19 protein-coding genes are annotated in these 25,784 nt (G+C 36.7%); 12 read left to right on the forward strand and 7 right to left on the reverse strand.

Annotation, left to right across the window (positions count from 1 at the left end; translation table 11 throughout):
- Positions 1–16: 16 nt before the first annotated feature.
- The gene (locus H1P_RS04360) at positions 17–1,210 is read right to left on the reverse strand and encodes a glycosyltransferase (protein WP_186375832.1); all 1,194 of its coding nucleotides are present in this window, start codon (positions 1,208–1,210) and stop codon (positions 17–19) included.
- Positions 1,211–1,900: 690 nt separating this feature from the next.
- On the opposite strand from H1P_RS04360, the gene H1P_RS04365 reads away from it, so the two are divergent.
- Positions 1,901–3,271, forward strand: coding sequence for an alanine/glycine:cation symporter family protein (locus H1P_RS04365; protein WP_144864518.1), 1,371 nt, complete (start codon positions 1,901–1,903; stop codon positions 3,269–3,271).
- Between the two features lie 124 nt (positions 3,272–3,395).
- On the opposite strand, the gene carB is transcribed toward H1P_RS04365, so the two are convergent.
- On the reverse strand, positions 3,396–6,656 hold the full coding sequence (gene carB / locus H1P_RS04370) for a carbamoyl-phosphate synthase large subunit (protein ID WP_144864520.1): 3,261 nt from the start codon (positions 6,654–6,656) through the stop codon (positions 3,396–3,398).
- Positions 6,657–7,120: 464 nt separating this feature from the next.
- Positions 7,121–7,894 carry a PFE-CTERM domain-containing protein gene (locus H1P_RS04375; protein WP_144864522.1) on the reverse strand — a complete coding sequence of 258 codons (774 nt, stop codon included), beginning with the start codon at positions 7,892–7,894 and terminating at the stop codon, positions 7,121–7,123.
- A gap of 374 nt (positions 7,895–8,268) precedes the next feature.
- Between H1P_RS04375 and H1P_RS04380 the strand changes: the two genes are divergently transcribed.
- Positions 8,269–8,754, forward strand: coding sequence for a GNAT family N-acetyltransferase (locus H1P_RS04380; RefSeq protein WP_222426923.1), 486 nt, complete (start codon positions 8,269–8,271; stop codon positions 8,752–8,754).
- A gap of 445 nt (positions 8,755–9,199) precedes the next feature.
- Here H1P_RS04380 and H1P_RS04385 read toward each other — a convergent pair whose 3' ends face one another.
- Both H1P_RS04385 and H1P_RS04390 read right to left on the reverse strand, forming a co-directional pair.
- Positions 9,200–9,859: a glycoside hydrolase family 24 protein gene (locus tag H1P_RS04385; RefSeq protein ID WP_144864524.1), complete on the reverse strand. Its 660-nt coding sequence runs from the start codon at positions 9,857–9,859 to the stop codon at positions 9,200–9,202.
- A 189-nt stretch (positions 9,860–10,048) separates the two neighbouring features.
- Positions 10,049–11,638, reverse strand: a complete 1,590-nt coding sequence (locus tag H1P_RS04390; RefSeq protein WP_246141464.1) for a TM0106 family RecB-like putative nuclease — start codon at positions 11,636–11,638, stop codon at positions 10,049–10,051.
- A 151-nt stretch (positions 11,639–11,789) separates the two neighbouring features.
- Here H1P_RS04390 and H1P_RS04395 point away from each other — a divergent pair, with 151 nt between their 5' ends.
- The 4 genes from H1P_RS04395 to H1P_RS04410 all read left to right on the forward strand — a co-directional run bounded on the left by H1P_RS04395 (position 11,790) and on the right by H1P_RS04410 (position 16,290).
- Positions 11,790–12,986: an aminotransferase class V-fold PLP-dependent enzyme gene (locus H1P_RS04395; protein WP_144864526.1), complete on the forward strand. Its 1,197-nt coding sequence runs from the start codon at positions 11,790–11,792 to the stop codon at positions 12,984–12,986.
- Positions 12,987–13,098: 112 nt separating this feature from the next.
- Positions 13,099–13,692 carry a GDSL-type esterase/lipase family protein gene (locus tag H1P_RS04400; protein WP_144864528.1) on the forward strand — a complete coding sequence of 198 codons (594 nt, stop codon included), beginning with the start codon at positions 13,099–13,101 and terminating at the stop codon, positions 13,690–13,692.
- Positions 13,693–13,942: 250 nt separating this feature from the next.
- On the forward strand, positions 13,943–14,794 hold the full coding sequence (gene recO, locus H1P_RS04405) for a DNA repair protein RecO (protein ID WP_144864530.1): 852 nt from the start codon (positions 13,943–13,945) through the stop codon (positions 14,792–14,794).
- 95 nt (positions 14,795–14,889) lie between these two features.
- Positions 14,890–16,290 (forward strand): MFS transporter, encoded by a 1,401-nt coding sequence (locus tag H1P_RS04410; protein WP_144864532.1) that lies wholly within the window; start codon positions 14,890–14,892, stop codon positions 16,288–16,290.
- 14 nt (positions 16,291–16,304) lie between these two features.
- Here the strand turns inward: H1P_RS04410 and miaA are convergent, their stop codons facing one another.
- Positions 16,305–17,207 (reverse strand): tRNA (adenosine(37)-N6)-dimethylallyltransferase MiaA, encoded by a 903-nt coding sequence (gene miaA, locus H1P_RS04415; protein WP_144864534.1) that lies wholly within the window; start codon positions 17,205–17,207, stop codon positions 16,305–16,307.
- Between the two features lie 76 nt (positions 17,208–17,283).
- On the opposite strand from miaA, the gene H1P_RS04420 reads away from it, so the two are divergent.
- From H1P_RS04420 to H1P_RS04430, 3 genes are all read left to right on the forward strand, one after another.
- Positions 17,284–17,718: a universal stress protein gene (locus H1P_RS04420; protein ID WP_144864536.1), complete on the forward strand. Its 435-nt coding sequence runs from the start codon at positions 17,284–17,286 to the stop codon at positions 17,716–17,718.
- 77 nt (positions 17,719–17,795) lie between these two features.
- Positions 17,796–17,954, forward strand: coding sequence for a DUF2256 domain-containing protein (locus H1P_RS04425; RefSeq protein ID WP_144864538.1), 159 nt, complete (start codon positions 17,796–17,798; stop codon positions 17,952–17,954).
- A 73-nt stretch (positions 17,955–18,027) separates the two neighbouring features.
- Complete coding sequence (locus tag H1P_RS04430) at positions 18,028–19,563, forward strand: phosphomannomutase/phosphoglucomutase (RefSeq protein ID WP_144864540.1); 1,536 nt, start codon at positions 18,028–18,030, stop codon at positions 19,561–19,563.
- Between the two features lie 90 nt (positions 19,564–19,653).
- On the opposite strand, the gene H1P_RS04435 is transcribed toward H1P_RS04430, so the two are convergent.
- Positions 19,654–20,589 (reverse strand): FTR1 family iron permease, encoded by a 936-nt coding sequence (locus H1P_RS04435; protein ID WP_144864542.1) that lies wholly within the window; start codon positions 20,587–20,589, stop codon positions 19,654–19,656.
- 820 nt (positions 20,590–21,409) lie between these two features.
- Here H1P_RS04435 and H1P_RS04440 point away from each other — a divergent pair.
- The 3 genes from H1P_RS04440 to H1P_RS04445 all read left to right on the forward strand — a co-directional run.
- Positions 21,410–23,812 carry a response regulator gene (locus H1P_RS04440; protein ID WP_144864544.1) on the forward strand — a complete coding sequence of 801 codons (2,403 nt, stop codon included), beginning with the start codon at positions 21,410–21,412 and terminating at the stop codon, positions 23,810–23,812.
- Positions 23,813–24,012: 200 nt separating this feature from the next.
- Positions 24,013–24,180 (forward strand): hypothetical protein, encoded by a 168-nt coding sequence (locus H1P_RS35755; RefSeq protein ID WP_186375831.1) that lies wholly within the window; start codon positions 24,013–24,015, stop codon positions 24,178–24,180.
- A gap of 262 nt (positions 24,181–24,442) precedes the next feature.
- Positions 24,443–25,784 (forward strand): HEAT repeat domain-containing protein (locus H1P_RS04445; protein ID WP_144864546.1); only part of this gene is annotated, 1,342 nt, incomplete at its 3' end.

Consider the following 25,784-nt stretch of genomic DNA (forward strand, 5'->3'; position numbering starts at 1 on the left):
TTCTCAAAGACAGTTTTTAGATTTGCTGAGTTTGAGATAGTTGTTTGCTCTTGAATTTCAATTTCAAGGAAAATTCTTGACCGCATTGGTCAATAAATTCCAGATAGGACTTTTTAAAGATTGTCGGGCTAAATTTACTTGCTTGCAAGTAACATTGTTCCATACTAATTTGACTTTGATATTTTTCAAATGTTTCTACCGCTTCGACGATCGCATTTACTGTTTGTTCGGCAAACAATAAACCTGTACCTGTTTGAGTACAGTCTCGAATGTCTCGAACGGTTTCGCTGGCACCTCCTTGTTGATAAGCAATTACTGGTGTCCCACAAGCTTGTGCTTCTACTAGGGCAATACCAAAATCTTCACAAGCAGCATAAACGAAAGCTTTAGCTTTTGCCATATATTCTTCTACTACACTATGGGGTTGCCAACCTAAAATACGCACATTAGATTGAGCTAAAGCTCGAATTTGCTTGATTTGAGAGCCTTCACCAATGACTATCAAGGGTTTTTGTAATTTATTGAATGCTTGGACTATCAGAGCGATTTTTTTGTAGCTGACTAAACGACAAACAGTTAGATAGAAGTCACTTTTTTGCGATCGCTGAATGGTGAGTTTTTGAAAGCGATCTATATTTACAGGAGGATAAATAACTTTGGCTTCTCGGCGGTAACAACGCCAAATACGACGAGCGGTATGATGAGAATTAGCAATAAAGTAGTCTACCCGATTAGCGGAGGTAACATCCCATTGCCGAAGACGATGCAAAATATATCTTGTCACAATACCACTAATTCCTTGGCCTTTGCGATCTCCTTCTAAATAATCCCAAGTCAAGTCCCAAGCATAACGCATTGGAGTATGACAATAGCAAATATGCAATTGGTGGGGACTGGTGAGAATTCCTTTAGCTACTGCATGGGAAGAAGAGAGAATCACATCGTATGGTCTTAAATCTAATTGTTCGATCGCTATAGGAAGTAAAGGTAAATATTTCTGTACCCCATTACGAGCCAAAGGGAAGTGTTGTAAAAAGGTAGTACCGATGGTTCGTTTGTAGAGATAACTGTCAGGGTTTGTTGATTGAAAGTCAATTAGGGCATAAAGTTCCGCATCAATGTATTTCAGAATTTCTTGGACTACTAATTCTGATCCTCCCTTAGCTTTGGGAGTGAGCCATTCATGTACTAGAGCGTACTTTAATTCCACAGTAATATTACTAAGATAAATTCTTGTGGATTCTACCACAGAAAAATCAGTATCTTCTGAAAATTACTGAGTGAAATTACTGATAATCTAGCTAATTCGATCTGACATTTTCTTGCTCTTAGAAGATACTTGGAGAAACCACAGACCAATTCAAGTATGACCGAGAAACAGAGAAGAAAAAAAAAATTTAGATGGTTAAGAAGAATAAAACGCCGACTCTTAACTTTCATGTTCCCGAAAAAAACAGCAGGGAAAGAGCAACCAAGAAGAAAGAGAAGGATCAAAAAAAGAAGACGCAAAAGCCAGCCTCAAGTACCCTCTTTCTCAGAAATCAGAAACATTTTTGTCTTGCTGTTGAATCCAAAAAAGCGTAGAAGACGTAGAAAGAAAAGATCATTAGGTAAGAGGATTTATCGCAGTTGGCTCAAATTTGCGCAAAATGTTGCCCAATGGAATCAAAAACTTCTGGCACCCAGGAAACGGAGAAGAAGACGCAGAAGAAAGCAATACTCTGTATATGTAATGTCAAATCAAAAAAAAGTTGATTAAACCAACTCCCTTTTTTACTTTATAGAAAAGGTTTACGATCGAAAATTAAGATATATTAACTAGAGATGATTTTTGTTAAGATATCGAACATTGCATATTTTATTTAGTCTCGATAGAGTTTTTACACAGATAGTAAGCCTGATGGAACAAGTGCTGTTTGTTTCCATTGCAGGGATTCCTTTAATTATTCTGTGGTTAGTTTTGGGAAGTATCTTTTTTACCATACGTTTCGGCTTTATTGGTATTCGCGGATTTAAACACGCTCTTGATATTGCTAGGGGTAAGTATGATACAGAAGAAGGTACAGGAGAGGTATCGGCATTTGAAGCTTTAGCAACTGCTTTATCAAGCACAGTCGGTTTGGGTAACATTGCTGGAGTGGCGATCGCAATTCAGATGGGTGGTACAGGGGCAGTTTTTTGGATGAGTATGGCTGCTTTTTTTGGGATGGCTAGTAAGTTTATCGAATGTACCCTAGGACAGCAATATCGCCAAATTAATCCTGATGGTACAGTTTCAGGAGGGCCAATGTATTATTTGTCTGAGGGCTTACAAGAATTAGGTTTTGCTAAATTAGGCAAGATCATGGGGCTGGTGTTTGCTATTTTCTGCACTGGTGCTTCTTTTGGCGGAGGCAATATGTTTCAGGTTAATCAATCTTTCGCTGCTATAACGGCTTTATTTCCTAGTTGGGAGAGTTATAACTGGTTATTTGGCATCTTAGCTGCAATTTTTGTAGGTTTAGTTATTCTTGGCGGTATTAATCGTATCGGGATAGTAACAAGCAAGTTAGTGCCGTTGATGATTGGGATTTATTTGGCTGCTTGTCTATGGGTTATTGCCGTGAATATTACAGAAGTCCCCCAAGCAATTAATACTATATGGCAGCAGGCTTTTTCGGCAAATGCCATCGAAGGGGGTTTTGTGGGAATGCTGGTGTTAGGAATACGTCGTAGTGCTTTTTCTAATGGTGCGGGTATGGGAACTGCTGCGATCGCTCATTCGGCTGCGAAAACTGATGAACCCATTAAAGAGGGGATTGTGGCAATTTTAGAACCTTTTATCGATACAATTATAATTTGTAATTTGACTGCTTTAGTTATTATCTTAACTGGCACTTATGGCAATAATGTTGCAGCCGATATTAGTGGTTCAGAATTAACAGCGTTAGCTTTTTCTCAAATAATTGATTGGTTTCCCTATGTTTTAGCCGTAGTAATTTTACTGTTTGGTTTTTCTACTACGGTTGCTTGGAGTTATTATGGTGAAAAATCTTGGGCTTATTTATTTGGAAAAGATTATATTTTTATTTATAAAGGTCTGTTTTTAATTTGTATTTTTTTAGGGGCAATTATTGATTTAGGAGTAGTAGTAGACTTTAGCGATATGATGTTAATTGCTATGGCTGTGCCGAATATTTTGGGTTGTTTATTATTATCTAACAAAGTAGCTAAAAGTCTAAGTAATTATTGGTTCAAACTTAATCTTAAATCAATAATTAGTAATCAGTAACTTTTAAGGGATGAAAAAAGTAGTAGTTAACAATTAGTTAACTAAAGGATAAATAAAACGAACGGGGAGCTTATCCCCATTCGAGGACAATGTAAACTCAAGGGGCTTCCTCTGACTTCATCAATTAGTCAATATAATCTTGTAAAGCTTTCACTGTTAAAGGTTCAGACCTCAAAGATTTAATAGCTGCTACGGTGGCTTTTGCTCCTGCAATAGTTGTCACAATAGGCAATTTATAATTTAATGCCATTCGCCGAATTAATCGCGCATCAGTTTGAGATTCTTCTCCTGTGGGAGTGTTAATAATTAATTGAATTTGCTTATTTTTAATCCAATCAATTACATGGGGACGACCTTCATGAACTTTTAAGACTAAATCCACATCGGGAATACCATTTTCTTGTAGTACTTTTCTGGTACCTGAAGTAGCTACAATTTTAAAGCCAAGATCGATAAATTCTTTAATTACTGGCACCGATAAAGCTTTATCTCGTTCATTCATAGAGACAAAAACTGTACCCTCTAACTCCAGGTTAACCCCTGCTGCTATTTCTGCTTTAGCAAAGGCCTTACCGAAGTCACCATCAATACCCATGACTTCCCCTGTTGATCGCATTTCAGGCCCTAATAGGGTATCACTGCCAGGAAATTTGTTAAAGGGTAATACTGCTTCTTTGACCGCAATATGTTTGGGTACTACTTCTTTGCTAATTCCCAAAGATTCTATGGTTTTTCCTGACATTATTAAGGAAGCTAGCTTAGCTAAGGGTACACCAGTGGCTTTAGAAACATAGGGTATAGTGCGGGAAGCGCGGGGATTGGCTTCTAGAATATACACCTGTTCCCCTTGTACTGCATACTGAATATTCATTAAGCCCACTACGTTGAGGGCTTTGGCTAATTTGTCTGTCCAGGTGCGAATAGTTGCAACAGCTTTATCAGGAAGGGATTGGAAGGGAATAGAACAAGCAGAATCACCAGAGTGAATACCAGCCTGTTCGATGTGTTCCATAATGCCACCAATTACAACATTTCCTATAGCATCACACAAGGCATCCACATCTACTTCGATCGCATTTTCTAGGAATTTATCAATTAAGATGGGATGATCTGGTTCTACCTGGACTGCGTATTTCATGTAGCGTTCTAAATCTTCATCAGAATAAACAATTTCCATTGCTCTCCCTCCCAACACATAGGAAGGACGCACTACTACAGGATAGTTAATACGATTAGCTATAGCTAGAGATTCTTGATAACTGCGGGCAATACCGTTAGGGGGCTGTAAAATATCTAATTCTCTCAGAATTTTCTCGAATCTTTCTCTATTTTCAGCAGTATCAATCGAATCAGGCGATGTCCCCCAAATTTTGGTTTGTAATTCGGATAGGGGCGAATCGCTCTTCGCCCCTACGAGGTATTCTTGTAATGGTATGGCTAACTTTAATGGTGTTTGTCCGCCAAATTGCACGATAATACCTTCAGGGTTTTCGGCTTCAATAATGTTTAAAACATCTTCTCTGGTAAGGGGTTCAAAGTAAAGGCGATCGCTTGTATCATAATCTGTGGATACGGTTTCGGGGTTGGAATTGACCATAATGGTTTCGTATCCTGCATTACTAAGGGAAAAAGCAGCATGACAGCAACAGTAATCAAATTCTATCCCCTGTCCAATACGGTTGGGACCTCCCCCCAGAATCATGACTTTCTTCTTATTTGAAGGTTCGATCTCAGTTTCTCCCTCTTCATAGGTAGAGTAATAGTAAGGAGTAGAAGATTCAAATTCCGCAGCGCAGGTATCTACTGATTTATAGACAGGAATAATACCGAGAGACTTGCGATGTTGTCTGACTCGATCTTCTGTAGTTTTGGTGGCAAAGGCAATTTGATAGTCGCTAAATCCTTGTTGTTTGACTTCTCGCATTTCCGCAGCAGAAATCTCATTGAGAGACTTGCGTTTAATAATTTTCTCGGCTTCGAGAATCTCCTGAAACTTATCTAAAAACCACATATCCATCGCAGTTAATTCGTGAATTTCTTCAGGACTCATCCCCAGTTTTAAACCGTGATAAACACTAAAAATTCTTTCAGGGTGGGGATTCCTTAAACTAGAACGTACTTGAGGAATGGTGGGTAAAGTTTCTTTTTTGTCACAACCAAAGCCATAACGCCCTGTTTCCAGCGATCGCAATGCTTTTTGAAAAGATTCGCAAAAAGTTCTGCCAATCGCCATTGCTTCCCCTACAGACTTCATTTGCGTGGTTAAAATTGGTTTTGTCCCAGGGAATTTTTCAAAAGCAAAACGGGGAATTTTAGTAACTACATAATCAATTGTGGGTTCAAAAGAGGCAGGAGTTTTCTTCGTAATATCGTTAGGAATTTCATCGAGGGTATAACCCACCGCCAATTTAGCTGCAAACTTGGCAATAGGGAAGCCTGTAGCCTTAGAAGCCAAAGCCGAAGAACGAGATACACGAGGATTCATTTCAATGACAATTACGTCCCCACTCACGGGGTTAACCGCAAATTGAATATTAGAACCTCCTGTTTCCACACCAATTTCACGAATGATCGCTAAAGAATAATCTCTGAGACGTTGGTACTCTTTATCCGTCAAAGTTTGGGCTGGTGCCACAGTAATCGAATCTCCTGTATGTACCCCCATCGGGTCAATATTTTCGATGGAACAGATAATTACTACGTTATCTGCTAAATCTCGCATGACCTCTAATTCGTATTCTTTCCAGCCTAAAAGAGACTTTTCTACGAGAATTTGGTCTACAGGAGAAGCATCCAGCCCCGATTGAGCAATTTCTTCATATTCTTCCTGATTATAAGCAATTCCCCCGCCAGTACCCCCTAGAGTAAAAGCAGGACGAATAATCAAAGGATAACTCCCAATTCGATCTGCTACTACTTTGGCTTCACTCATATTGTTGACAATTCCTGAAGGACAAACAGGAACGCCAATTTTTGCCATTGCATCTTTGAACAATAACCGATCTTCTGCCTTCTCGATAGCAGGTAACTTTGCCCCAATAAGCTCTACATTGTAGCGATCTAACACCCCGTTTTTAGCCAGAGAAACTGCCACATTTAACGCGGTTTGTCCTCCCATAGTTGGTAGCAATGCATCGGGCTTTTCTTTGGCAATAATTTTTTCAACGATTTCTGGGGTTAGCGGTTCGATGTAAGTTCGATTTGCCATTTCAGGATCGGTCATAATTGAAGCAGGGTTAGAGTTGACTAACACTACTTCATATCCTTCTTCTCGCAATGCTTTACAGGCTTGAGTACCAGAGTAGTCAAATTCGCAAGCTTGCCCAATTACAATGGGACCAGAACCAAGGAGTAAGATTTTTTTGAGATCTTCGCGACGAGGCATAGACTGTATGTTTCCGCTAACAAAATATAACCAGCGCATATATTCTATAGCCTATTGACCCCATTGCTAGAAACAAAATAAGGAAAAGATAATAATTGAGTTAAGGAAGGATGAATTATGAGGGATGAAGGATGAGGGATGAAGGATGAAGGATGAAGGATGAAGGATGAAGGATGAAGGATGAAGGATGAAGGATGAAGGATGAGGGATGAAAGATGAAGGATGAAGGATGCCCTAAAGGATACCGCTTCGCATAAAGGATGAGGGATGAAGAAACAGCAAGCCTAAATACTACAATAATAGCTCTTAGGCAAAATGAACTTTTTTACCTATTGCTATGTTATTCATTATTTTTATTAATATATAGTATTAATACACTATATATTGGGATGTGAGGTGGGCATTGCCCACCCTAATCCACGATCTCTGTACGTTAGTTTTGTAAGATTAACTTTATTAAAATCCTAAGAAAGTTCTTTCGTAATTTTCTGAGTGGCTAATCTCTTACGCACACGAGATACACCCAAAACTCCGCCCACAGCTAGCAAGCCTAAAGTGGGAGAAAACTCAAAGGGTACGGACGCGCTAGAACTACTACCATAAACAACATTATCCATACCAAAACCGTCGCTTGAAGTGCCAGTCCCCTTAAACTCTACCTCAGTAAAACTACCGTCAGCAGTAAATCCAAAAAAGCTCGAAGTAAAATCAATAGTAGGAATACTATCGATCGTACCGTCATCTACAACTTCACCATCCGCTTTTATTTGAGTATTTTGTGGAGCATTTTCATTAACATTATTAAATTCTGCGCCAAAGGCTGTGATTGGGGAGTCAAAAGTTAAAGACGTGAAGAAAGAGCTACTAGAACCTCCTGCCAATCCATGAACTAATGTAGAGTTATTTACGTTTATTTCTGGAAAAGGTGAACTTAGCGGAGCGGACTCAATTCTTGGTATATCATTGGAGCTGTTAACAAAACCATCCCCATCAAGAGTAAATTCTCCAACATCTAAACCAGAAATTGTATCCTTAAATAAAGTATCAGTAGTAAAAGAATTAAAATTTTCTTCGCTAAAATTATCAGTTCCTCCTACTGCTGCTTGCCAAGTTGCGCGGTCAGTATAGGTTGTAAACATAAGCGCATTAGCGGGGAAAGATATGCCTAAAACTGTGGCTAATACTGCTATACTTCCACCGAAAATTCCATTAACTCTAAGATTTCTTGACATAATCATGATTATTTATTGAGTAACTTTATCTCAGTAACTTTTTCAGTACTTTTCTAACATTTACTTATTAAAAAAACATCAGTGTTTTTTAATAAGTATTTTCCCTGAGTAAATTCGGTCGGTAAGTAATTACATCTACTTTTGCAGCCTTAATATTTGGGAATTGACCCCATTGCGAGCAACAAGATGGGAAAAGATAACAATTGAAGTCAAAAACGAGCAATAATTGTGCTATTTTAGTCCAAAGTGCGATCGCCTTAAGAAAAAATTATTTTTATAACTCGACATTCAAAACAATCGCTATCTTAAAGACTTGATAATTAATTAAGCCCAGTTACTTAGATATATTTGTATGATAAATATTTGCAGGAGTGGATAAAATGTCATACATAATTCGCTCAATTGAGATAACTGACGAGCCTTTTTTGTGGGAAATGCTCTATCAGGCATTGTATGTTCCGCCTGAAGCCGATCCTCTGCCAAGAGATGTTATATTTCAGCCAGAATTGGCAAAGTACGTCCAAAATTGGGTACTTCATGAAGATACGGGTTTAATTGCAGTTTTAGAAGAAAGTCAGAAATTAGTTGGAGCAGCGTGGCTACGTGTGTTCAAGAGTAGCAATCCAGGGTACGGATATATCAACGATAGTACACCTGAGTTATCAATTGCGGTGTTACCAAAATATCGTGGTCAAGGCATTGGCACTAAATTACTAACTAAATTATTTTCACAAGTGAGAAATCGCTACTCAGCAGTATCATTAAGTGTTTCGTCTGACAATCCAGCATTTCGGTTATATCTTCGTTTTGGTTTTGAGATTATCAGTCAATACGATAACTCCCTAACAATGAAAAAAGACCTTTAAAGTTTCTACAGGGTTTAACAGTTTCATAGCCCATATTCCCCAGAACCAAAGTTTTAGGAGAATCAGCATTTCATAGAAGTAGCTAATACTAAATCCGTATTTGGTGATTTTTCAAAGCTCTCTCTTCATTGGAAAACTTAAATATAATTAGCAGTATATAGCAATCCTCAAATAAATATTTTGATTTGAATCAACAGGAAATAGTACTTATTTTATTGTTTTATAAAGTGCTACTAGATAATTAGGGGTGCATCCTAATCTAGTTTTGCTATGTGGTGTTGAAGAAGATAAATTTACCAGACAAACAGTATTTGGGAAACATTATCCTGAACTAATTTTTATAATTATCGGTATCATAAAAATTACCAAAATGGTTAGTTTAACTTTATTTGGATTAACTCTAATTTTTCTTGATAAAATATCTTAAAATCACTTTATTCCCCAATCAACTTAATTCTTCTTGCAACATATTCTGATAAACTTGGGGTAAATATTGGCTCATAGAATTAGTTTCAATTCCATAGCCTAAACTCGTCCAAGTTCCTGATAATAAACGCAAAACAGAGTCGATTTCTCCTGCTTTTAAGGATTCAGAAATATCGACTCCCCAAGCATTCTTGTCGCTTAACCAAGCGTGAACTACTGCATCTTGATATTCTGGTTCAAAGCTATATTTTTTCCACCATAAAACACCATTGGGATTGGGGTGATAGCGAGTTGCTTTTTCATCCCAAACAAAATTTAGCATTTGATAACGTCCTGCTGCGGTGCTACAGTTGCCTTTATTAATACCAACAGTGATAGTAATACACCGATCGGGATGGTCTGTTAAATCTGTAACTTGGCTACCACCGTATATGACATGATAAGGCTGCTTAACATTGGCTTCACTAGCGGTAATTGTCCTCATTAAAGCACGAATATAAGGGTCACCTCCTTGCATTACTAAAGGTGCTGTCCCCCTGGTACTTAAGGGGTAATTTTCGGGTTGATAAAAAGGCTTTTTTCTGACATAACCCTGCAAACTTAAAAGCAACGAAATAAAGCTAATGAAAAGTAATAACTTACCCGCTATATTTCCTTTATTATGAGCATTATTTTCCATCAGGAATTTTAAAATTATCTCGTTTTTAACAAAATTACGGAATCGTAAACAAGAATAAAGAGTTATAATTTCATCTTAGACTATTCTTTGATCTTCTTGTTGGCATTTTCTTAAAATTCTTTAAATGGTTAACTATTCACTAAAGCTACCGACTATTGATAAGGTGGTAACTGATAAGATGATAACTAATTAAAGGGCTTGATGTTTCTGTGCTTCTGAAAAAAACTTAACTAACCAATCTTTCAAATAATAAGTAGCATAACAATCATCTTCATTATAATTAAGTATAGCTTCTAGTAAAGAACGATCTTGAGTAGTTAACCAATTATCATACCAACAAACAGATTGATCGCCACTGGCTGTTTCTTCTCGCCATTCAAATCCTAACCAGTTAGCTAAAGATTTTAAAGAATAGCTTTCCACTGGTAAGATCACAGATTTTGTTACCCAATAATGTAAATCAACACAACGAGAAACTAAAGCTTTAGTGGGAATTTTTGGTGTTCCATAGAGCCTTGCTAATCGCTTAATAGTATCTACCTCATAAGCAGAAAAATGAAATATTGGTGCGTGGGGATAGTCAGTTATAAATTCAAAAAATTCTCGCCACACTCTTTCTTCTTCTTCTGCTTTCTCCGCTAAAAAAGGATAAAACTTTTTGGTATTGTTAGTATTATCCACCAATAGAATTCCCAGCAGATAATCTAAATTGCGATCTGGCTCTGCCTCAATATCAAAGTATAATTCGATCGCCGAAGAAGGTAGTTGATAGCTATGATCTAAATCGTAATTAGCTTTAATTAATGGCGTGTTTAGCAATAACGAACGAGCCTGTTGCTGGAGTTGTTTGGCAACATCTTGTCCAATTCTCCTTCCTAAAATGCGATCGCTAGATGAGGCAATTAAGTCTAAATCATCTAATCCCATCTCTTTTAAAGAATTGTAGCGTTTGGGTGTAACTCCAGGGATTAAAGACAAATGTTGCTTGTTTTTAGCAATTTGATAACAGTGGCTATACCAGTGGCATAAACTACATTTTTGCCGAGAAATAAATACTTCTGGCTCTACATCCCAAGATAACATTTCTAGACAGTTTGCTACAATTTCTTGTGTTCTATCTAACCAGTGACTTAAGTTAACGTAATATTCATTTTGTTGGCGTAAAATTAAGGAAGAATAGACAGGAAATGCATCTTGAACTATTGCTAACATCTGAGCATGATATGCTCCAATTAATTTGTATTCTGGCTTAGGACGACGACCTAACTTAATACTAATGGGAACATAAGACCAATCACCAAATACTGATTTTCCTGGTTGCTTAATTAGTAACGTTGGGTTAGCAAGCAAAGTAATTTCTTGACGATCGGGGTTTAAATTCAGGTCATGATTTATTGACTTGGTAACAATAGTATTCTCTGAGGAAATAGTAAGAGTTGGAGGACTAATCGGTTTTAACTCTTCGTTAGTAATTCCCTTTTGCCAATCTTCCCAATTAAGACATAGCACCCCTTTAAAAATACAATCGACCCCCTGTTTCATCAAAGCCAAAGTTTCTTCATACCTTGATGACCAATCTCTAAATGATGTGGTTGGTTTCTGGGGATTGAGCGATCGCTCTTGAATGAAATTTTGGATATGTTGCTGATTTTCTTTCCTGAGCTTCAATAAAAACTCTTTTTTGGGGTCTTTCTGTTCGTGAGAGCCATATACTTCCAGATAAGTACGACGGCTACAGCGTTTATAATTCAGCAACAGTTCATCAGTTAGTATTATCATGACATTCTCTGTATCGGATTTTGGATCGTTATCAATGACCAAAGAATTGTCATAAAATTACTTCTCAACAAAAGAGAAAATAAAACAGCTAAATCAGGCAGAGGTTCAAGATATACTAACAAGAGTGAGTAACTCATAGTGATTAATTTTAATGGGCAATCTGACAGAAAAAATAACTATCGAAGAACAACGTCAGCAGTTTCTCGGATTAGCTAATAAAACTTATTTTAACTTTGGTGGTCAAGGTACGATGCCTCAAGCATCCCTAGATGCTATTGTAAATACTCACCAGTACATTCAAAAAGTTGGCCCTTTTTCTGGTCAAATTAATAGTTGGTTACAATCAGAAACCGCATTGTTAAGAAAAGCGATCGCTGAAGAGTTAAAAACTACCGCCGACCGTATCACTCTCACAGAAAATGTGACTGCTGGTTGTAATATTGCTCTCTGGGGTATTCAATGGCAACCAGGAGATAGGATTTTAATGACTGATTGCGAACATCCAGGGATAATCGCTACAGTTAACGAAATTGCCCGTCGTTTTGCGGTTAAAGTCGAAATTTGTCCAATTTTAGATACTCTCAATCAAGGCGATCCTGTAGCAGTAATTCAGCAATACCTCACTCCAGAAACTCGCCTAGTCGTGATTAGTCATTTACTGTGGAATACTGGTCAAGTATTACCCCTCAAAGAGATCGTTACTGCTTGTCACAGCTATTCTCATAGTAAACAACAAGTAAAAGTATTAGTAGATGCTGCTCAATCTGTAGGCTCTTTAGACCTTAATTTACCAGAATCGGCAGTAGATTATTACGCTTTCACAGGACATAAATGGCTTTGTGGCCCTGCGGGAGTAGGAGGGCTGTATGTTAGTGAATCCGCTTTTGCTGAGTTGCACCCCACCTTTATTGGTTGGCGAGGAGTTGATATTGATACCCAAGGACAACCCCAAAACTGGAAATCAGACGGACAAAAATATGAAGTAGCCACCTCTGCTTATCCCGAATATCAAGGGTTACAAGCTGCCATATCCATTCATCAACAGTGGGGAACATCTACCCAAAGGTATCAAAGAATCCGTCAATTAAGTCAATACTTATGGTTTGCTTTAACTCAACTCCCAGAAGTTTCCTGTCTGAAAAAATCACCTCCCGAAGCTGGTTTAGTATCTTTTCAAATCCCCGATAAAAATCATCTTCAGATAGTCAATCATCTAGAAACACAAGGATTTTTCTTGAGAACAATTGCTTATCCTGACTGTATTCGTGCTTGCGTTCACTACATGAGCTTAACTCAAGAAATTGATAGTTTAGTAGCAGCAATTAGCCTGGCAATTTCTCAGGTTTGATCGGTTATTATTTCGTGTCCAGAAAAAATAATTTGCGATCGAGTATCTCTAAAATCTATGTGATTTTTCTGATTTAAAATCGATTAAGTGTTGAATTTGTCAAATCCTACTTATGCCTAAACTAATTTGTCTAGGAGATAGCATTACGGCTAAAGAAAAAGACTCTAGTGGAACAATAAAGCTTACTCTCAGACTTAAACAAGTTTTCTCAGGTTGGACTATTATCAATGCTGGCGTTGGAGGAGATAACAGCAGAGGCGCACTAAACCGATTACAAAATGATGTTTTAAATTGTTGTCCTGACTTGGTAACAGTCTTACTTGGAACTGCTGATGCTAGTGAAAATAAAGGTGTCGATATCAAAGAATATGAACAAAACTTGATATCAATCGTCGAGCAGATTACACCTCAAAAAACGCTTCTTATTAGCTCGCCACCCATCGATGAAAAGCTTCTATCTGCACGTAAAAAAGCTTTTCCTGAATCTAATTTTGTCACAATGGAAACTTTAGAACAATATATTAAGATTGTTACTAAAGTCGCATACTCAACAAATAGTCATTTTCTCGATCTATGGTCTTTAATGAGATCACAATCAAACTACTCTAGATTTCTTCAAGCCAAAGATGGTGTACATTTTAATCAGCAAGGTTATGAATTTTTAACACAAGTTTTATCCGAGAAAATTCAGTCGATTGCATATTAACTATATTTGATGCGAGAAAATACTTTTGAGAATAGCGAATTTTCGATTCTGAATTTTTATCCTAATTGTAGTCTGTGTGAATCTTTAATTGATTACTTTCGCCAATAGTATCAGAGAATGTTACTAACAATCGCGAAGGCTAAACAAGAGGGGCAAGGAAACCTCGCGACATGAGAACACACGCACCAAGAGAGCAACAAACCGTACTATTATTTACTTCCTACTTTAAATCACCAACGCTACAAATATTATGCCCGATCGCTCTAGTCAATACAAAGCCACAGGAATTATTTTAAAAGGTGCAACTCTCAAAGAAAACGATCGCCTGGTAACGATTCTAACTCCCGATTATGGCTTACTAAAGGCAGTTGCTCCAGGGGCGAAAAAGATTAAATCCAGGTTGCGGGGGAGGACAGAATTATTTGTAATTAATGAGTTATCGATCGTAAAAGGGCGCAGTCTCGATAAAATTATTCAAGCAGATACTGTTTATACCTATCCTGGTTTGAGTCAAGATATAGGGCGTTTAGCTTCTGCACAGTATTTGGGAGAATTGGCTGTTTATATCGCTGTAGATGAACAACCTCAAGCAGAATTATACGAGTTACTAAACGAACACCTCAGACGGATTGAAAAGTTACAACCACAGCAGAATGTCTATCCTAATATAGTACAGGGAGTTTTTCATTTACTAGCGATCGCGGGTATTGCACCTCAAGTACAAGCTTGTTGTGTGAGTAATAAGACTGTTTCTTTGAATGAGCTTAGTGACGGGTGGCGAGGGGGATTTAGTTTTGATAGTGGTGGGGTAGTATTTCCCAATCAGCAAATAGAGACACCAGAAGACGAAGATAGTAATGCTCCACCAATGACAATTCAATACAAAATTAACGCAGTGGAGTTAGGCATTTTGCAACATTTAAGCAAGCATACTCTACCTAATCCGAGCAAATTACTACCATCTCACCTCAAAACCTCACTTTCGATAGACTCTGCTTGGATACGAATCGAACAAATTTTGCGACAATATATAAAGCATCACCTGGGTAAATCAATTCGTTCTGCCAATTTGGTGGATAATTTATACTTGGTGGAGTTTTAGCAGTAATTAAGTAGTAGGGGCGTAAGGCTTACGCCCTTACCACAATCAATAAACCCCTCAGTTTATTGCCGAGTACCATAAGAAAATAAGTATCAATGCGTCTGTCGGAATCACAACCAGAAGAAAGAGAAGATATTACATTAAACGAAGCGAACAACAGTTTAACTATATCTATAGAAGATAAATCCGAACAAACAACCGAAAATAACGGTTTTTTACCCATATTACAGAACAGTCGCTTTCTGATTCTTTGGGGAGGACAAATATTTTCCCAATTAGCAGATAAAGTGTACTTGGTAATGGCGATCGCTATTATTGCCAGTACTTTTCAGATACCAGGAGAGCCAATTAGTTTATGGGTATCTCCTGTAACCATAGCTTTTACGATTCCTGCGGTATTATTTGGCTCATTAGCAGGGGTATATGTAGATCGTTGGTCAAAAAAGGCAGTTTTAGTCTTTTCTAACCTATTTCGAGGTATATTACTCTTAATATTGCCCTTTTTACTTTGGTTGGCTGATGGTAAAGCTATTTTAAGTAATTTATCTTGGGGCTTTGCTACCTTACTAGGTATTACCTTTCTTGTTTCTACCTTAACTCAGTTTTTTGCCCCCGCAGAGCAAGCAGTAATTCCTTTAATCGTCAAAAAACAAGATTTACTCGCAGCCAATTCTCTTTACACTACTACCATGATGGCATTACTGATTATTGGTTTTGCTGTGGGAGAGCCTTTACTAGATATCGCAGACAGTTTAGTAGGTAGCTGGGGTTTTCCTCAAAATATTGGTAAAGAAGTTTTGGTAGGAAGTGCTTATGCTGTTGCAGGTATTATTTTAATTGCATTGCAAACCAAAGAAACCAAAAAAGATCAAAGCCAAACAGAATCCCATCCGTTACAAGATATCTGGGAAGGGGTGCAATATCTGGGAAAAAATAACAAAGTTCGCAATGCTTTAATTCAATTGATAGTGTTGTTTTCTGTGTTTGCTGCTTTAGTAGTGTTAGCGGTAAGCATGGCGGATAAAATACCCCAACTAGACGCAGATGAATTTGGTATTTTACTGGCTACTACAGGGTTAGGAATGGGAGTGAGTGCTGCTATTGTGGGTAATCTCGGACAAAGATTTACTAATGCTCAATTAAGCTTTGTCGGCTCGATAGGAGTAGCATTGTCTTTAGTAGGTTTATCCCAAGCTACTCAAAACCTCTGGTTAGCTCTAGCTATGACAGCTTTAATGGGTGCTTTTGCTGCATTGATTGGAATTCCCATGCAAACCACCATTCAATCCCAAACCCCTCCTGATATGCGGGGAAAAGTCTTCGGTTTACAAAATAATGTAGTAAATATTGCGCTTTCTTTACCCTTAGTATTAGCAGCCGAAGCAGAAGCCCATTTTGGTTTAGAATCAGTGATCTTAGGTTTGGCTGTGATTGTTTTGATAGGTGGAATGTTTACTTGGTATCTGGCTTTGAGAAATACCACTGTTAAACAGTAAAACAAATCTGATGGTTAATTCTGGTGTTTTGCTAGAAAATCTTGGAGCAATTGCCAGATATCATCTAATAAACTGTCACTATTGGTATTAAACCAGTTAATATGACGATCGCCTCTAAACCAAGTTCGTTGTCTTTTAGCAAATTGACGGGTGTGTAAAATAGTCTCAAAAATCGCTTCTTGTAAATTAAGATCTCCTGCTAAGTATTGTTTAATCTCCGCGTAACCTAAAGTGTTTAGCAGGGGTAAATCTGTCCCATACTTTTGACATAATTGCTCTACTTCAATCACAAATCCTCGTTCGATCATTTGCTGGGTGCGGATTTTTATCCGATAATCTAAAGCACTGGTTTCACTGTCTAAGCCAATTTGTAAAATAGGATAAGTAGGTTTATTTTCGCCTTGTTGTGCGGATATAGGCTTTCCTGTAACGTAATAGACTTCTAAGGCTCTTAGGGTTCTCACAGCATCATTAGGATGAATTTTACTAGCTGCTACACCATCAACTTGAGATAACCAACTATGAAGTTGAGTTTGTCCTAAATTAGCTAATTGCGATCGCAATTCTGGTTGAGGAGAGACGCGAGGAATTTTTAAACCTTTGACAATGGCTTTGAGATACAATCCCGTACCACCGACTAATAAAGAGATATTTTCCTTGGCAATTAAAGCCTGAGCTTGTTCTTGGTATTCTGCTAGGGTTAGGGTTTCAGTAGGCTCGCAAATATCTATTAGGTGGTGGGGTACTAATTTTTGTTCTGCAAGAGATGGCTTTGCCGTACCAATATCAAATTCACGATACACTTGACGAGAATCAGCACTAATAATGCTTGTTGAAAGGCGTTGCGCTAATTGGAGAGCTAAGCTAGATTTTCCGCTAGCAGTTGCACCACAAATCACAATTAAAATAGGTTTCATTAACAAAAGTATCTCGAATTAGCAATACCAATTTTAAGATAGAGAAGGAAACGGAAGCGTCTGTGAGGAATTAATCTTGAAAAACATTTTAGCAGCGATCGATTTTTCTGATATTTCTCCCTTAGTAATCGATAAAGCAGCAGCAATCAGCCAATGCTTTGCTAGTAAACTGTGGTTAATTCATGTAGCTGCACCCGATCCTGATTTTATCGGTTATGGTACAGGGCCACAATCCGAAAGAGACTGGAGAGCCAAAACTCTTAAGGGAGAACACCAGTATATACAAGAGCGAGCTTTAGAATTGGAACAAAAAGGAATTGATGTCACCCCACTGTTAATTCAAGGAGCAACGGTCGAAACTATTATTAAAGAAGCAAAAAAACTGGAAGCAGATATGATTGTTATTGGTTCTCACGGTCATGGTGCTTTGTATAAAGCTTTAATGGGAAACGTCAGCGAAGGTGTGATCCGAAAAGCTTCTTGTCCCGTATTGATTGTGCCAGCTAAATAAAGTTTTATCTATTGTCTATCAACTGCTACCTAGCCTTAACCAGTAACTTTAATTTTGTCTCAATACTCACTTAACTAATGGCTCGTCAAAGAAAAAAATCCGATCTACCAACAAAGGTTTGTCCTGTATGTCAAAGACCATTTACCTGGCGTAAAAAGTGGGAAAAATGTTGGGATGAAGTAAAGTATTGTTCTGATAGATGTCGTCGCAGAAGAGCGCAAAGTGAATCAAAGTAGTAACTAGCAGGTAGAGACGTGATATATCGCGTCTCTACGGTAGCAATTAATCACCAACAACTAACAATTAACAATGAATAATTTTAACTGGAAACAATTACAAAATGGTTCTGATATTCGGGGAGTTGCTTTACCAGGAGTCCCAGGAGAAGAAGTTAATTTAACACCAGAAATTGCTGCAACTTTAGGGAAATCATTTGTTACTTGGTTGAGTAATAAATTAACCAAAGAAAGTTCAGAGTTAATCATTTCTTTAGGAAGAGACAGCCGTTTATCTGGCTCGGATTTAATGGAATTACTTGCATTAGGAATTACTGAATGTGGTTGTCAGGTTTATGATTTTGCGATCGCTTCTACTCCTGCAATGTTTATGAGTACCATTCATCCTGATTTTAACTGCGATGGGGCGATTATGTTAACTGCTAGTCATTTACCTTTTAATCGTAATGGATTAAAGTTTTTTAGTAATCAAGGTGGCTTAGAAAAAAAAGATATTACTAATATTTTAGAGTTAGCAAAAGAAAATAATTTTAATCGAGTTTCAGAGCAAAAAGAAATTATAAAAAGTGATTTTATTACTATCTATGGCTCGGATTTAGCCGATAAAGTTAGAGAAGCTGTCAATCATCCCAATAATTATGAACAACCTTTACAAGGCTTAAAAATAGTAGTTGATGCAGGTAATGGTGCAGGCGGGTTTTATGTTGATAAAGTTTTAAAACCTTTAGGTGCAGATACTACTGGTAGTCAATTTCTCGATCCTGATGGCAATTTTCCCAATCATATACCTAATCCTGAAAATACCGATGCAATGGCTTCTATTAGTCAAGCAGTGTTAGCCAATCAAGCTGATTTTGGGATTATTTTTGATACTGATGTCGATCGCGTTGCAGCAGTCGATCGTTTAGGTAATGAGTTAAATAGAAACCGTTTAATTGCTTTAATTTCTGCCATTGTCTTACAAGAACATCCAGGTTCAACTGTTGTTACAGATTCCATTACTTCTGATGGTTTGACTCAATTTATCGAGCAAGATTTAGGCGGAGTTCATCACCGTTTTAAACGGGGTTATAAGAATGTTATCAATGAAGCGATCGCTATTAATAATAATCAAGATCAAGAATCATGGTTAGCTATCGAAACATCGGGACACGCAGCGATGAAAGAAAACTATTTTCTCGACGATGGAGCATATTTAGCCACTAAACTATTAAGTGAATTAGCCAAAGCTAAACTACAAAATAAATTAATTACTGATTTAATCGCTAATTTGAAAGAGCCAGCAGAAAGCCAAGAATTTCGTTTAAAAATTAATACCAAATATTTTCAAGAATACGGCAATCAAGTAATTACTAAACTTCAAGAATTTGCAACTACTCAACCTGATTGGCAAATTGTACCTAATAATCATGAAGGCGTTAGAATTACTTGTAAATCACCGAAAGAAGATGGCTGGTTTTTATTACGTTTGTCTCTTCACGATCCTGTGATTCCTTTAAATATTGAATCTAATATTACTGCTGGTATTCATCCCATAGCAACCAGACTTTTAGCATTCTTCCAAGACTTTAAATCTCTCGATTTATCGCCACTATCATCATTTATTTGATAATTAATTAGGGATTAGGTACTGTTAACTTTTTCTAAATTATAGAAAGCAGTAGGGTGAGGCACACTCCACCCTAACTTACATTAAGGTTTAATTTTTAGGAGTATTAAACTTAAACATTGGCAATTTTACCTTGATAGATTGCCCTGTTAAACTTTGAAAATAAGCACCACCGATAATAATCAAAAAGCTAATATATGCAACTATTTGTCCTAAATAGAGGGTTTGTCGATAGCCACAAAGAGCTTTCAAAATAATCCCAGGAAATTGCCGATCGGGTAAAATATTTGCACCATTCCATACTTGCTTACCTAATAGACAAGAATCACTATTTACCAAACACCAATTATTAGTAGATATCTGAGAAAATAAAGTAATTGCTTTGTCAAAATGAAACAACGCACTTAATACTAAACCCCCAACAATTAATAGCAGAAAAATCCCCATAATTTGAAAGAAAAGGCGGATATTAATTTTGACTCCCAGAGCAAACAGTAACCAACCCAAAAATGCTGCTAAACTTAATCCTGCGATCGCTCCTATAGTAGGTAAAGTCAATTGTTGTGGGAATTTTGCCAAAATAAACAGTACAGTTTCAAAACCTTCTCTTAAAACAGCGATCGCAATTACGACAAAGATAGCTTTTCCTGCATTCTGACTGTTGAGAGCATCATCAATGGTATTTTCGACTTCTCCCTTGAGAGATTTCGCCTGTAGACTCATCCAGATTAACATCCAACTGAGCATCGCGATCGCGATTACGCCAAAACTACCAGCCAATATTTGTTTAATTACTGGTGCGTAAACGCCTCCTGCGGTTTCTAAACCTTGCATTGTATTAGCTAGCAAAATAGCTACCCCTACACTACCCAAGATACCAGCCAGAATACCCAAATAAACCCAAGAATATAGTTTTGTTTGTTGTGCTTTTTGTAAGCAAGCCATAACAATTCCTACTACTAAGGCTGCTTCAAAACCTTCCCTTAGAGTAACGATAAAAGTGGGAAAAGCGGGAGTTAAATCCATACGTCAATATGTTGCTCTATAATAATCTGAAACTTGCTCCAAATCTAATATATAATATTTCTTCAATTAATAAGTATATATAATTAAATATATAAATTGTGAAAAAGTTTTATCCTCTTTTGTGATAAATGTTACCAAACAATCCTGATTAATTATATTAATTATCTACAGAAATTGACTCTTCCGTTATTACTATGCTATGTTTTGTTGACAATGATGACCGAGTAATGATTTGAGCTATTTTTTCTCTTAAGTATTTCTATTAGTTTGAAAAATCACTAAAGTATCGGGTTTATTTTCGTTCGGGTTAATAGTTTGACATCACAATTAATGGAGAGTCCAAAAATTTAATATTTCAATATTCAATTAACTAGAAAACAATTTTTACTAAATAGAAAAGCTGACTGAATTTGACCAAAGGTTTGTGCTGTCTCTGTCACTCTTGGGTGCGGAATCCCGTCCCATCTTCGTCCCAAACTAAACGGGACTTGTACCCATCGCATCTTCGTATAAATGGGATAATATAAAGTGGAATCGAGATCATCTGTGACTTATGTTCTCTTAAAGACTAAAATAACTTGTTGTTGAATACTTTGATGCTATCAATTAAAGCCACTTAAACTATTACAATATGTCACGCTGCAAATTAGTAGCAAACAAGTTTAGCCTATACCTAACTAAAATCAGGTACAACGAAGAAAAAACAATTATTAATTTATTTATTAGCGAATAATTTACTTTTTGCTTTTAGCCTTGAGTGATTAAGGCTACTATATAAAGTAAATATTTAAAGTAAATGTTTTCTTGTGTTATTTAAACTATGAAAATTCTGCTAATAGAAGATGATGAAGGTCTAGCAGACTTGATTGTAGACAAACTAACTAGACAAAAGCAGTACATCATAGAATGTTCTAATAATGGTTGTGAAGGGCTAGAATTAGCAGAATCTTATGAATACGACATTATTTTACTAGATGTAGCATTACCAGAATTAGATGGCATTCAAGTTTGCCAGCAGTTAAGGGATCGAGGAAATCGTACTCCCATCTTATTATTGACGGCCCATAACAACATCACGAAAAAGGTTGCAGGTTTAGATGCTGGTGCTGACGATTATTTAGTAAAACCTTTTGATGTCAGAGAATTATTAGCTCGTATTAGAGCCTTATCTCGCAGAGGGAATGATATTTTACTTCCTGTACTACAATGGGGAGTACTAACTCTTGACCCCAATAATTGTCAAGTAAACCACAAGCAAAAACCGCTTAAACTAACCGCCAAAGAATACTCACTATTAGAATTATTTTTACGCCATCCTCAACGCATTTTCAGTCAGAGTTCTCTAATTGAAAAAATTTGGTCTTGGGAAGAGTCTCCCTCAGAAAATGCAGTACGGACTCAAATTAAAGGTTTGAGACAAAAGCTCAGAAAAGCAGGAATCGATCCCAACATGATAGAAACTATATATGGTTTGGGATATCGCTTAAAAAAAGAACCATTGCCTCTCCAGCAAGGGACAACCAAAAAACGGCACAAAACTCAATCTCTAATGATGGCGACTTCTGTATCATCATCAAAGGCAGTTAATTTTCGTAACGATACTCTGAGTGCAATATGGCAGAAGTATCAATCACAATATCGCGATCGCATAGACCTGTTACAAGAAGCAGCGATCGCAATAAAACAAGACACCCTAAGTATAGATTTACAAAAACAAGCAGTTCATACCGCACACACTTTAGTAGGCTCTTTAGGTAGTTTTGGGTATACACAAAGTTCACAAATTTGCTCTGAAATCGAAACTATACTACAATCCTATAACCATAAAGATTACAAAGTTATCGATCGATTAGACAAACTATTAACTATACTATTAACTCAAATTAATTCTCCTCCTGAACCTATTCTTGATTCAGATCGCGAAAGTATGACCTTTGGTAACGATGAGGAACATATGCCCTATTCGGCTCTTCCCCCCCAATATAAATTATTGATTGTCGATGATGACTTTCCTTTGACTCAAGCTTTGGTTTCCGAAGCAATAACCTGGGGGATTGAAGCTCAAGTAGCGGGAAATTTATCTCAAGCCAGAGAAGCGATCGCTGAGAACCTACCTGATGCCATCTTATTGGATTTATCTTTTCCTGAAGCCCATAATGGAGGCTTAGAACTACTACAAGAATTAAACGCAAAACAGCTCAATATTCCCGTAATTGCCTTAACAGCGAGAGAAAGCTTTGCCGATAGAGTAGAAGTAGCTCGTTTGGGGGGAAAAGGATTTTTGACCAAGCCAGTATCGCCTACTCAAGCGATGGAAACAGTGGCTTCGATTTTAGAACAGTCAAATCTTCCTGATGCCAAAATTTTAGTAGTTGATAACCAAAAAGAAAATCTAAATGCGATCGCAGATTTGCTATTACCTTGGGGTTTTGATGTCGTCTCGTTACAAGATGCTGGTCAATTTTGGGATGTTTTAGAACAATCAAATCCCGATCTAATTATTGCTCAACTAGAAATGGAAGGTGTCAGTGGAATTGAACTGTGTCAGGTAGTACGTAACGATCCTCGTTGGTGTCACTTACCAGTATTAATCATCTCTCCCCATGATGATATTCAAACCATCCAGCAAATTTGTTCTGTGGGAGTAGACGATCACATTTCATTTCCCATTATTCAAGAAGAACTCTTAGCTCGTATTTTTAACCGTTTAGATAAAGAGCGTTACCGTCGTCAGCTAGCAGACACTGACCCCTTAACAGGAATTGCCAACAGACGTGCTTCTTTACAAAGGCTCACCAGATTATTACGCATTGCCCAGCGTCAAGATAAACATTGGTGCTTTGTAATGATCGATCTCGATGATTTTAAACAAATTAATGATAATTTTGGTCATGAGACAGGCGATCGGGTTTTACGTAGATTGGGACAATTGCTTAAGCAAGAATTTCGTAGTGAAGATGTAATTGCTCGTTGGGGCGGAGAAGAATTTATTCTTGGTTTATATGATATGAATAAAGATGCTGTAATTTCTCGTCTCAGAGAGTTTTTAGCAGCTTTTCGCCAACAAGAGTTTACTACTGTGCAAGAAGAAGATTGTCAGGTTACTTTTAGTGCAGGAGTAGCAGAATATCCTGTAGACGGCAATAGTTTAGAAATTCTATATCAATTTGCAGACATGGCATTGTATCGAGCTAAAGCAGAAGGAAAGAATCAAATCATTTGATTGCTTGGTTGTGAATAATTAATTGACTCCAAGAAAATCTCTAAAGTTTAAGCCTCAGATAAAAACAAGCCCATATATTCCTTATATGAAATCTATAAATGTTTGCTACAAATGAGTGACGTGGGGAATTAGGGAATTAGGGAATTAGGGATTTGGGGAATATTTATCTGTAGCATTTTTATTTGTATTTCATATTACATATGGCAAGAGAAAATCACAAAAATAATTCTCAAAAGCAGGATAGGAAAGAGAATAAATATTGCTATAGGCTTTTATTTTGGATAATTTCTTATTTCTTAGCAAAAGACTGTAATCGTTTTGTCCGAGCTACAGCAAAAGAAAGCTTAGAAAAGTATCAATCTTCTTGAAATAAGCAAAAAAATATTGCTAGTTTAAATTTTGGTGTTTTTATTAAAGCGATCTGTGAAATAGCTATTTTGCGATCGCAGAAAATCTAAAATATAATATTATATTACTGTATATCCAATTTTCACAGAAAAGCCAGATTATAATTACAAAAATAAATTATCAATATTTTTTTAATAAAGAATTATGCTTTTAATTCCGCTCTCTTTTTTTACTTCTAATTAGCTAATAATTTTTTACAATAAGCTAATAATAAAATAAATCATGAATGAAGCAGATAATAATAAACTTTTTAATCTACAACAAGAAGCGCGATCGGAAACTACTTCGCCCGAACGTTTAACCAAATTAGCCTTACAAAGCGATACTTTAGCGCAAATAGTAGCAAGTAATGTTGCAGCACCACCAGAGTTATTAAAAAAATTATATTTGAATCATCGCTACGATAGAGAATTCAAAAAAGCTCTAGTTAATAATCCCAATACACCAACAAAAGTTTTGTTTCAATTAGGTGAATATTTTCCTCAAGATTTACTATTTAATCCTACTTTTAATCTTTTATATTTAGAAAACCCTAATTTTGTTCGAGAGCTACCAGTCAGGACTTTATTTAGTTTAGTTCTACAACATGATACTCCTCGATTTATCTTAGAGTATGCTGCAAAGCATGAAAACAAAGAAATAGCAGAATCATCCCAACTTCATGTTAATTTATCAGGTGAAATCAATTCACAATGGCATGAGACAGCTCATAAAATACTTAAAAAACATTTTAATCGATATACACATACAGAAAAAGATGAGCGATTTTTGGGTAATTTATATGAGTTTATCTTGCCACATATATTTCATTATAGAGAATATAAAATATGTGTAGCTTATAATCAGCAATCTCCAAATAATATTTTAGAAAAGCTGGCACTTGATAATGATAAAGAAGTTCGTTTGCTGGTAGCCAAAAACAAAAATTCATCAACAAAAATACTAGAATTACTAGCTACAGATAAAGACAATCTTATTCGTCAAACTATCGCAGAAAATTCCTATACACCAGCACATATACTTTCTCAACTTGCTATTGATGAAAATAATCTCGTTCGTCAAACTATCGCAGAAAATCCCCATACACCAGCACATATACTTTCTCAATTTGCCAATCAAAAAAAATATCTTTATTATGTGGCAAAAAATCCTAGTACATCATTAAATACATTAGAGCAAATTGCTACCGATAAAAACTATCTAGTTTGTCGAGGTTTACTCAAAAATCCCAATATACCAACTTATTTAATTAGTAAATTTGCTAATCAAGAACGTTATTCTTTTGATGAAAGTATAGCCAAAAACCCGAATACATCTTTAGTGATCTTAGAGCAACTTGCTACGGATAAAGACTCCCTAATTCGTCAAAGTGTCGCAGAAAACCTCAAGACACCAGTAACAATACTGGAACAATTTGCCACCGATCGCAATTATAGAGTTCGTGCATCTGTAGCCAAAAATCCAAATATATCAATAAAAATGTTAGAAAGACTAGCCATTGACAAAGAATATCTAGTTCGTCAAAGTGTTGCAGAAAATATCAAGACACCAGTAACAATATTAG

This window comes from Hyella patelloides LEGE 07179 (assembly GCF_900659865.1).
Lineage (GTDB): Bacteria > Cyanobacteriota > Cyanobacteriia > Cyanobacteriales > Xenococcaceae > Hyella > Hyella patelloides.

Excerpts from the sequence above, each read along its gene's own strand:
- H1P_RS04430 (WP_144864540.1), top strand. The coding sequence starts at position 18,028 with ATGAATAATTTTAACTGGAAACAATTACAAAATGGTTCTGATATTCGG.
- H1P_RS35755 (WP_186375831.1), top strand. The coding sequence starts at position 24,013 with ATGGCAAGAGAAAATCACAAAAATAATTCTCAAAAGCAGGATAGGAAA.
- H1P_RS04380 (WP_222426923.1), top strand. The coding sequence starts at position 8,269 with ATGTCATACATAATTCGCTCAATTGAGATAACTGACGAGCCTTTTTTG.
- carB (WP_144864520.1), bottom strand. The coding sequence starts at position 6,656 with ATGCCTCGTCGCGAAGATCTCAAAAAAATCTTACTCCTTGGTTCTGGT.
- H1P_RS04440 (WP_144864544.1), top strand. The coding sequence starts at position 21,410 with ATGAAAATTCTGCTAATAGAAGATGATGAAGGTCTAGCAGACTTGATT.
- H1P_RS04385 (WP_144864524.1), bottom strand. The coding sequence starts at position 9,859 with ATGGAAAATAATGCTCATAATAAAGGAAATATAGCGGGTAAGTTATTA.
- H1P_RS04410 (WP_144864532.1), top strand. The coding sequence starts at position 14,890 with ATGCGTCTGTCGGAATCACAACCAGAAGAAAGAGAAGATATTACATTA.
- H1P_RS04395 (WP_144864526.1), top strand. The coding sequence starts at position 11,790 with ATGGGCAATCTGACAGAAAAAATAACTATCGAAGAACAACGTCAGCAG.
- H1P_RS04365 (WP_144864518.1), top strand. The coding sequence starts at position 1,901 with ATGGAACAAGTGCTGTTTGTTTCCATTGCAGGGATTCCTTTAATTATT.
- recO (WP_144864530.1), top strand. The coding sequence starts at position 13,943 with ATGCCCGATCGCTCTAGTCAATACAAAGCCACAGGAATTATTTTAAAA.
- miaA (WP_144864534.1), bottom strand. The coding sequence starts at position 17,207 with ATGAAACCTATTTTAATTGTGATTTGTGGTGCAACTGCTAGCGGAAAA.
- H1P_RS04425 (WP_144864538.1), top strand. The coding sequence starts at position 17,796 with ATGGCTCGTCAAAGAAAAAAATCCGATCTACCAACAAAGGTTTGTCCT.
- H1P_RS04435 (WP_144864542.1), bottom strand. The coding sequence starts at position 20,589 with ATGGATTTAACTCCCGCTTTTCCCACTTTTATCGTTACTCTAAGGGAA.
- H1P_RS04390 (WP_246141464.1), bottom strand. The coding sequence starts at position 11,638 with ATGATAATACTAACTGATGAACTGTTGCTGAATTATAAACGCTGTAGC.
- H1P_RS04400 (WP_144864528.1), top strand. The coding sequence starts at position 13,099 with ATGCCTAAACTAATTTGTCTAGGAGATAGCATTACGGCTAAAGAAAAA.
- H1P_RS04375 (WP_144864522.1), bottom strand. The coding sequence starts at position 7,894 with ATGATTATGTCAAGAAATCTTAGAGTTAATGGAATTTTCGGTGGAAGT.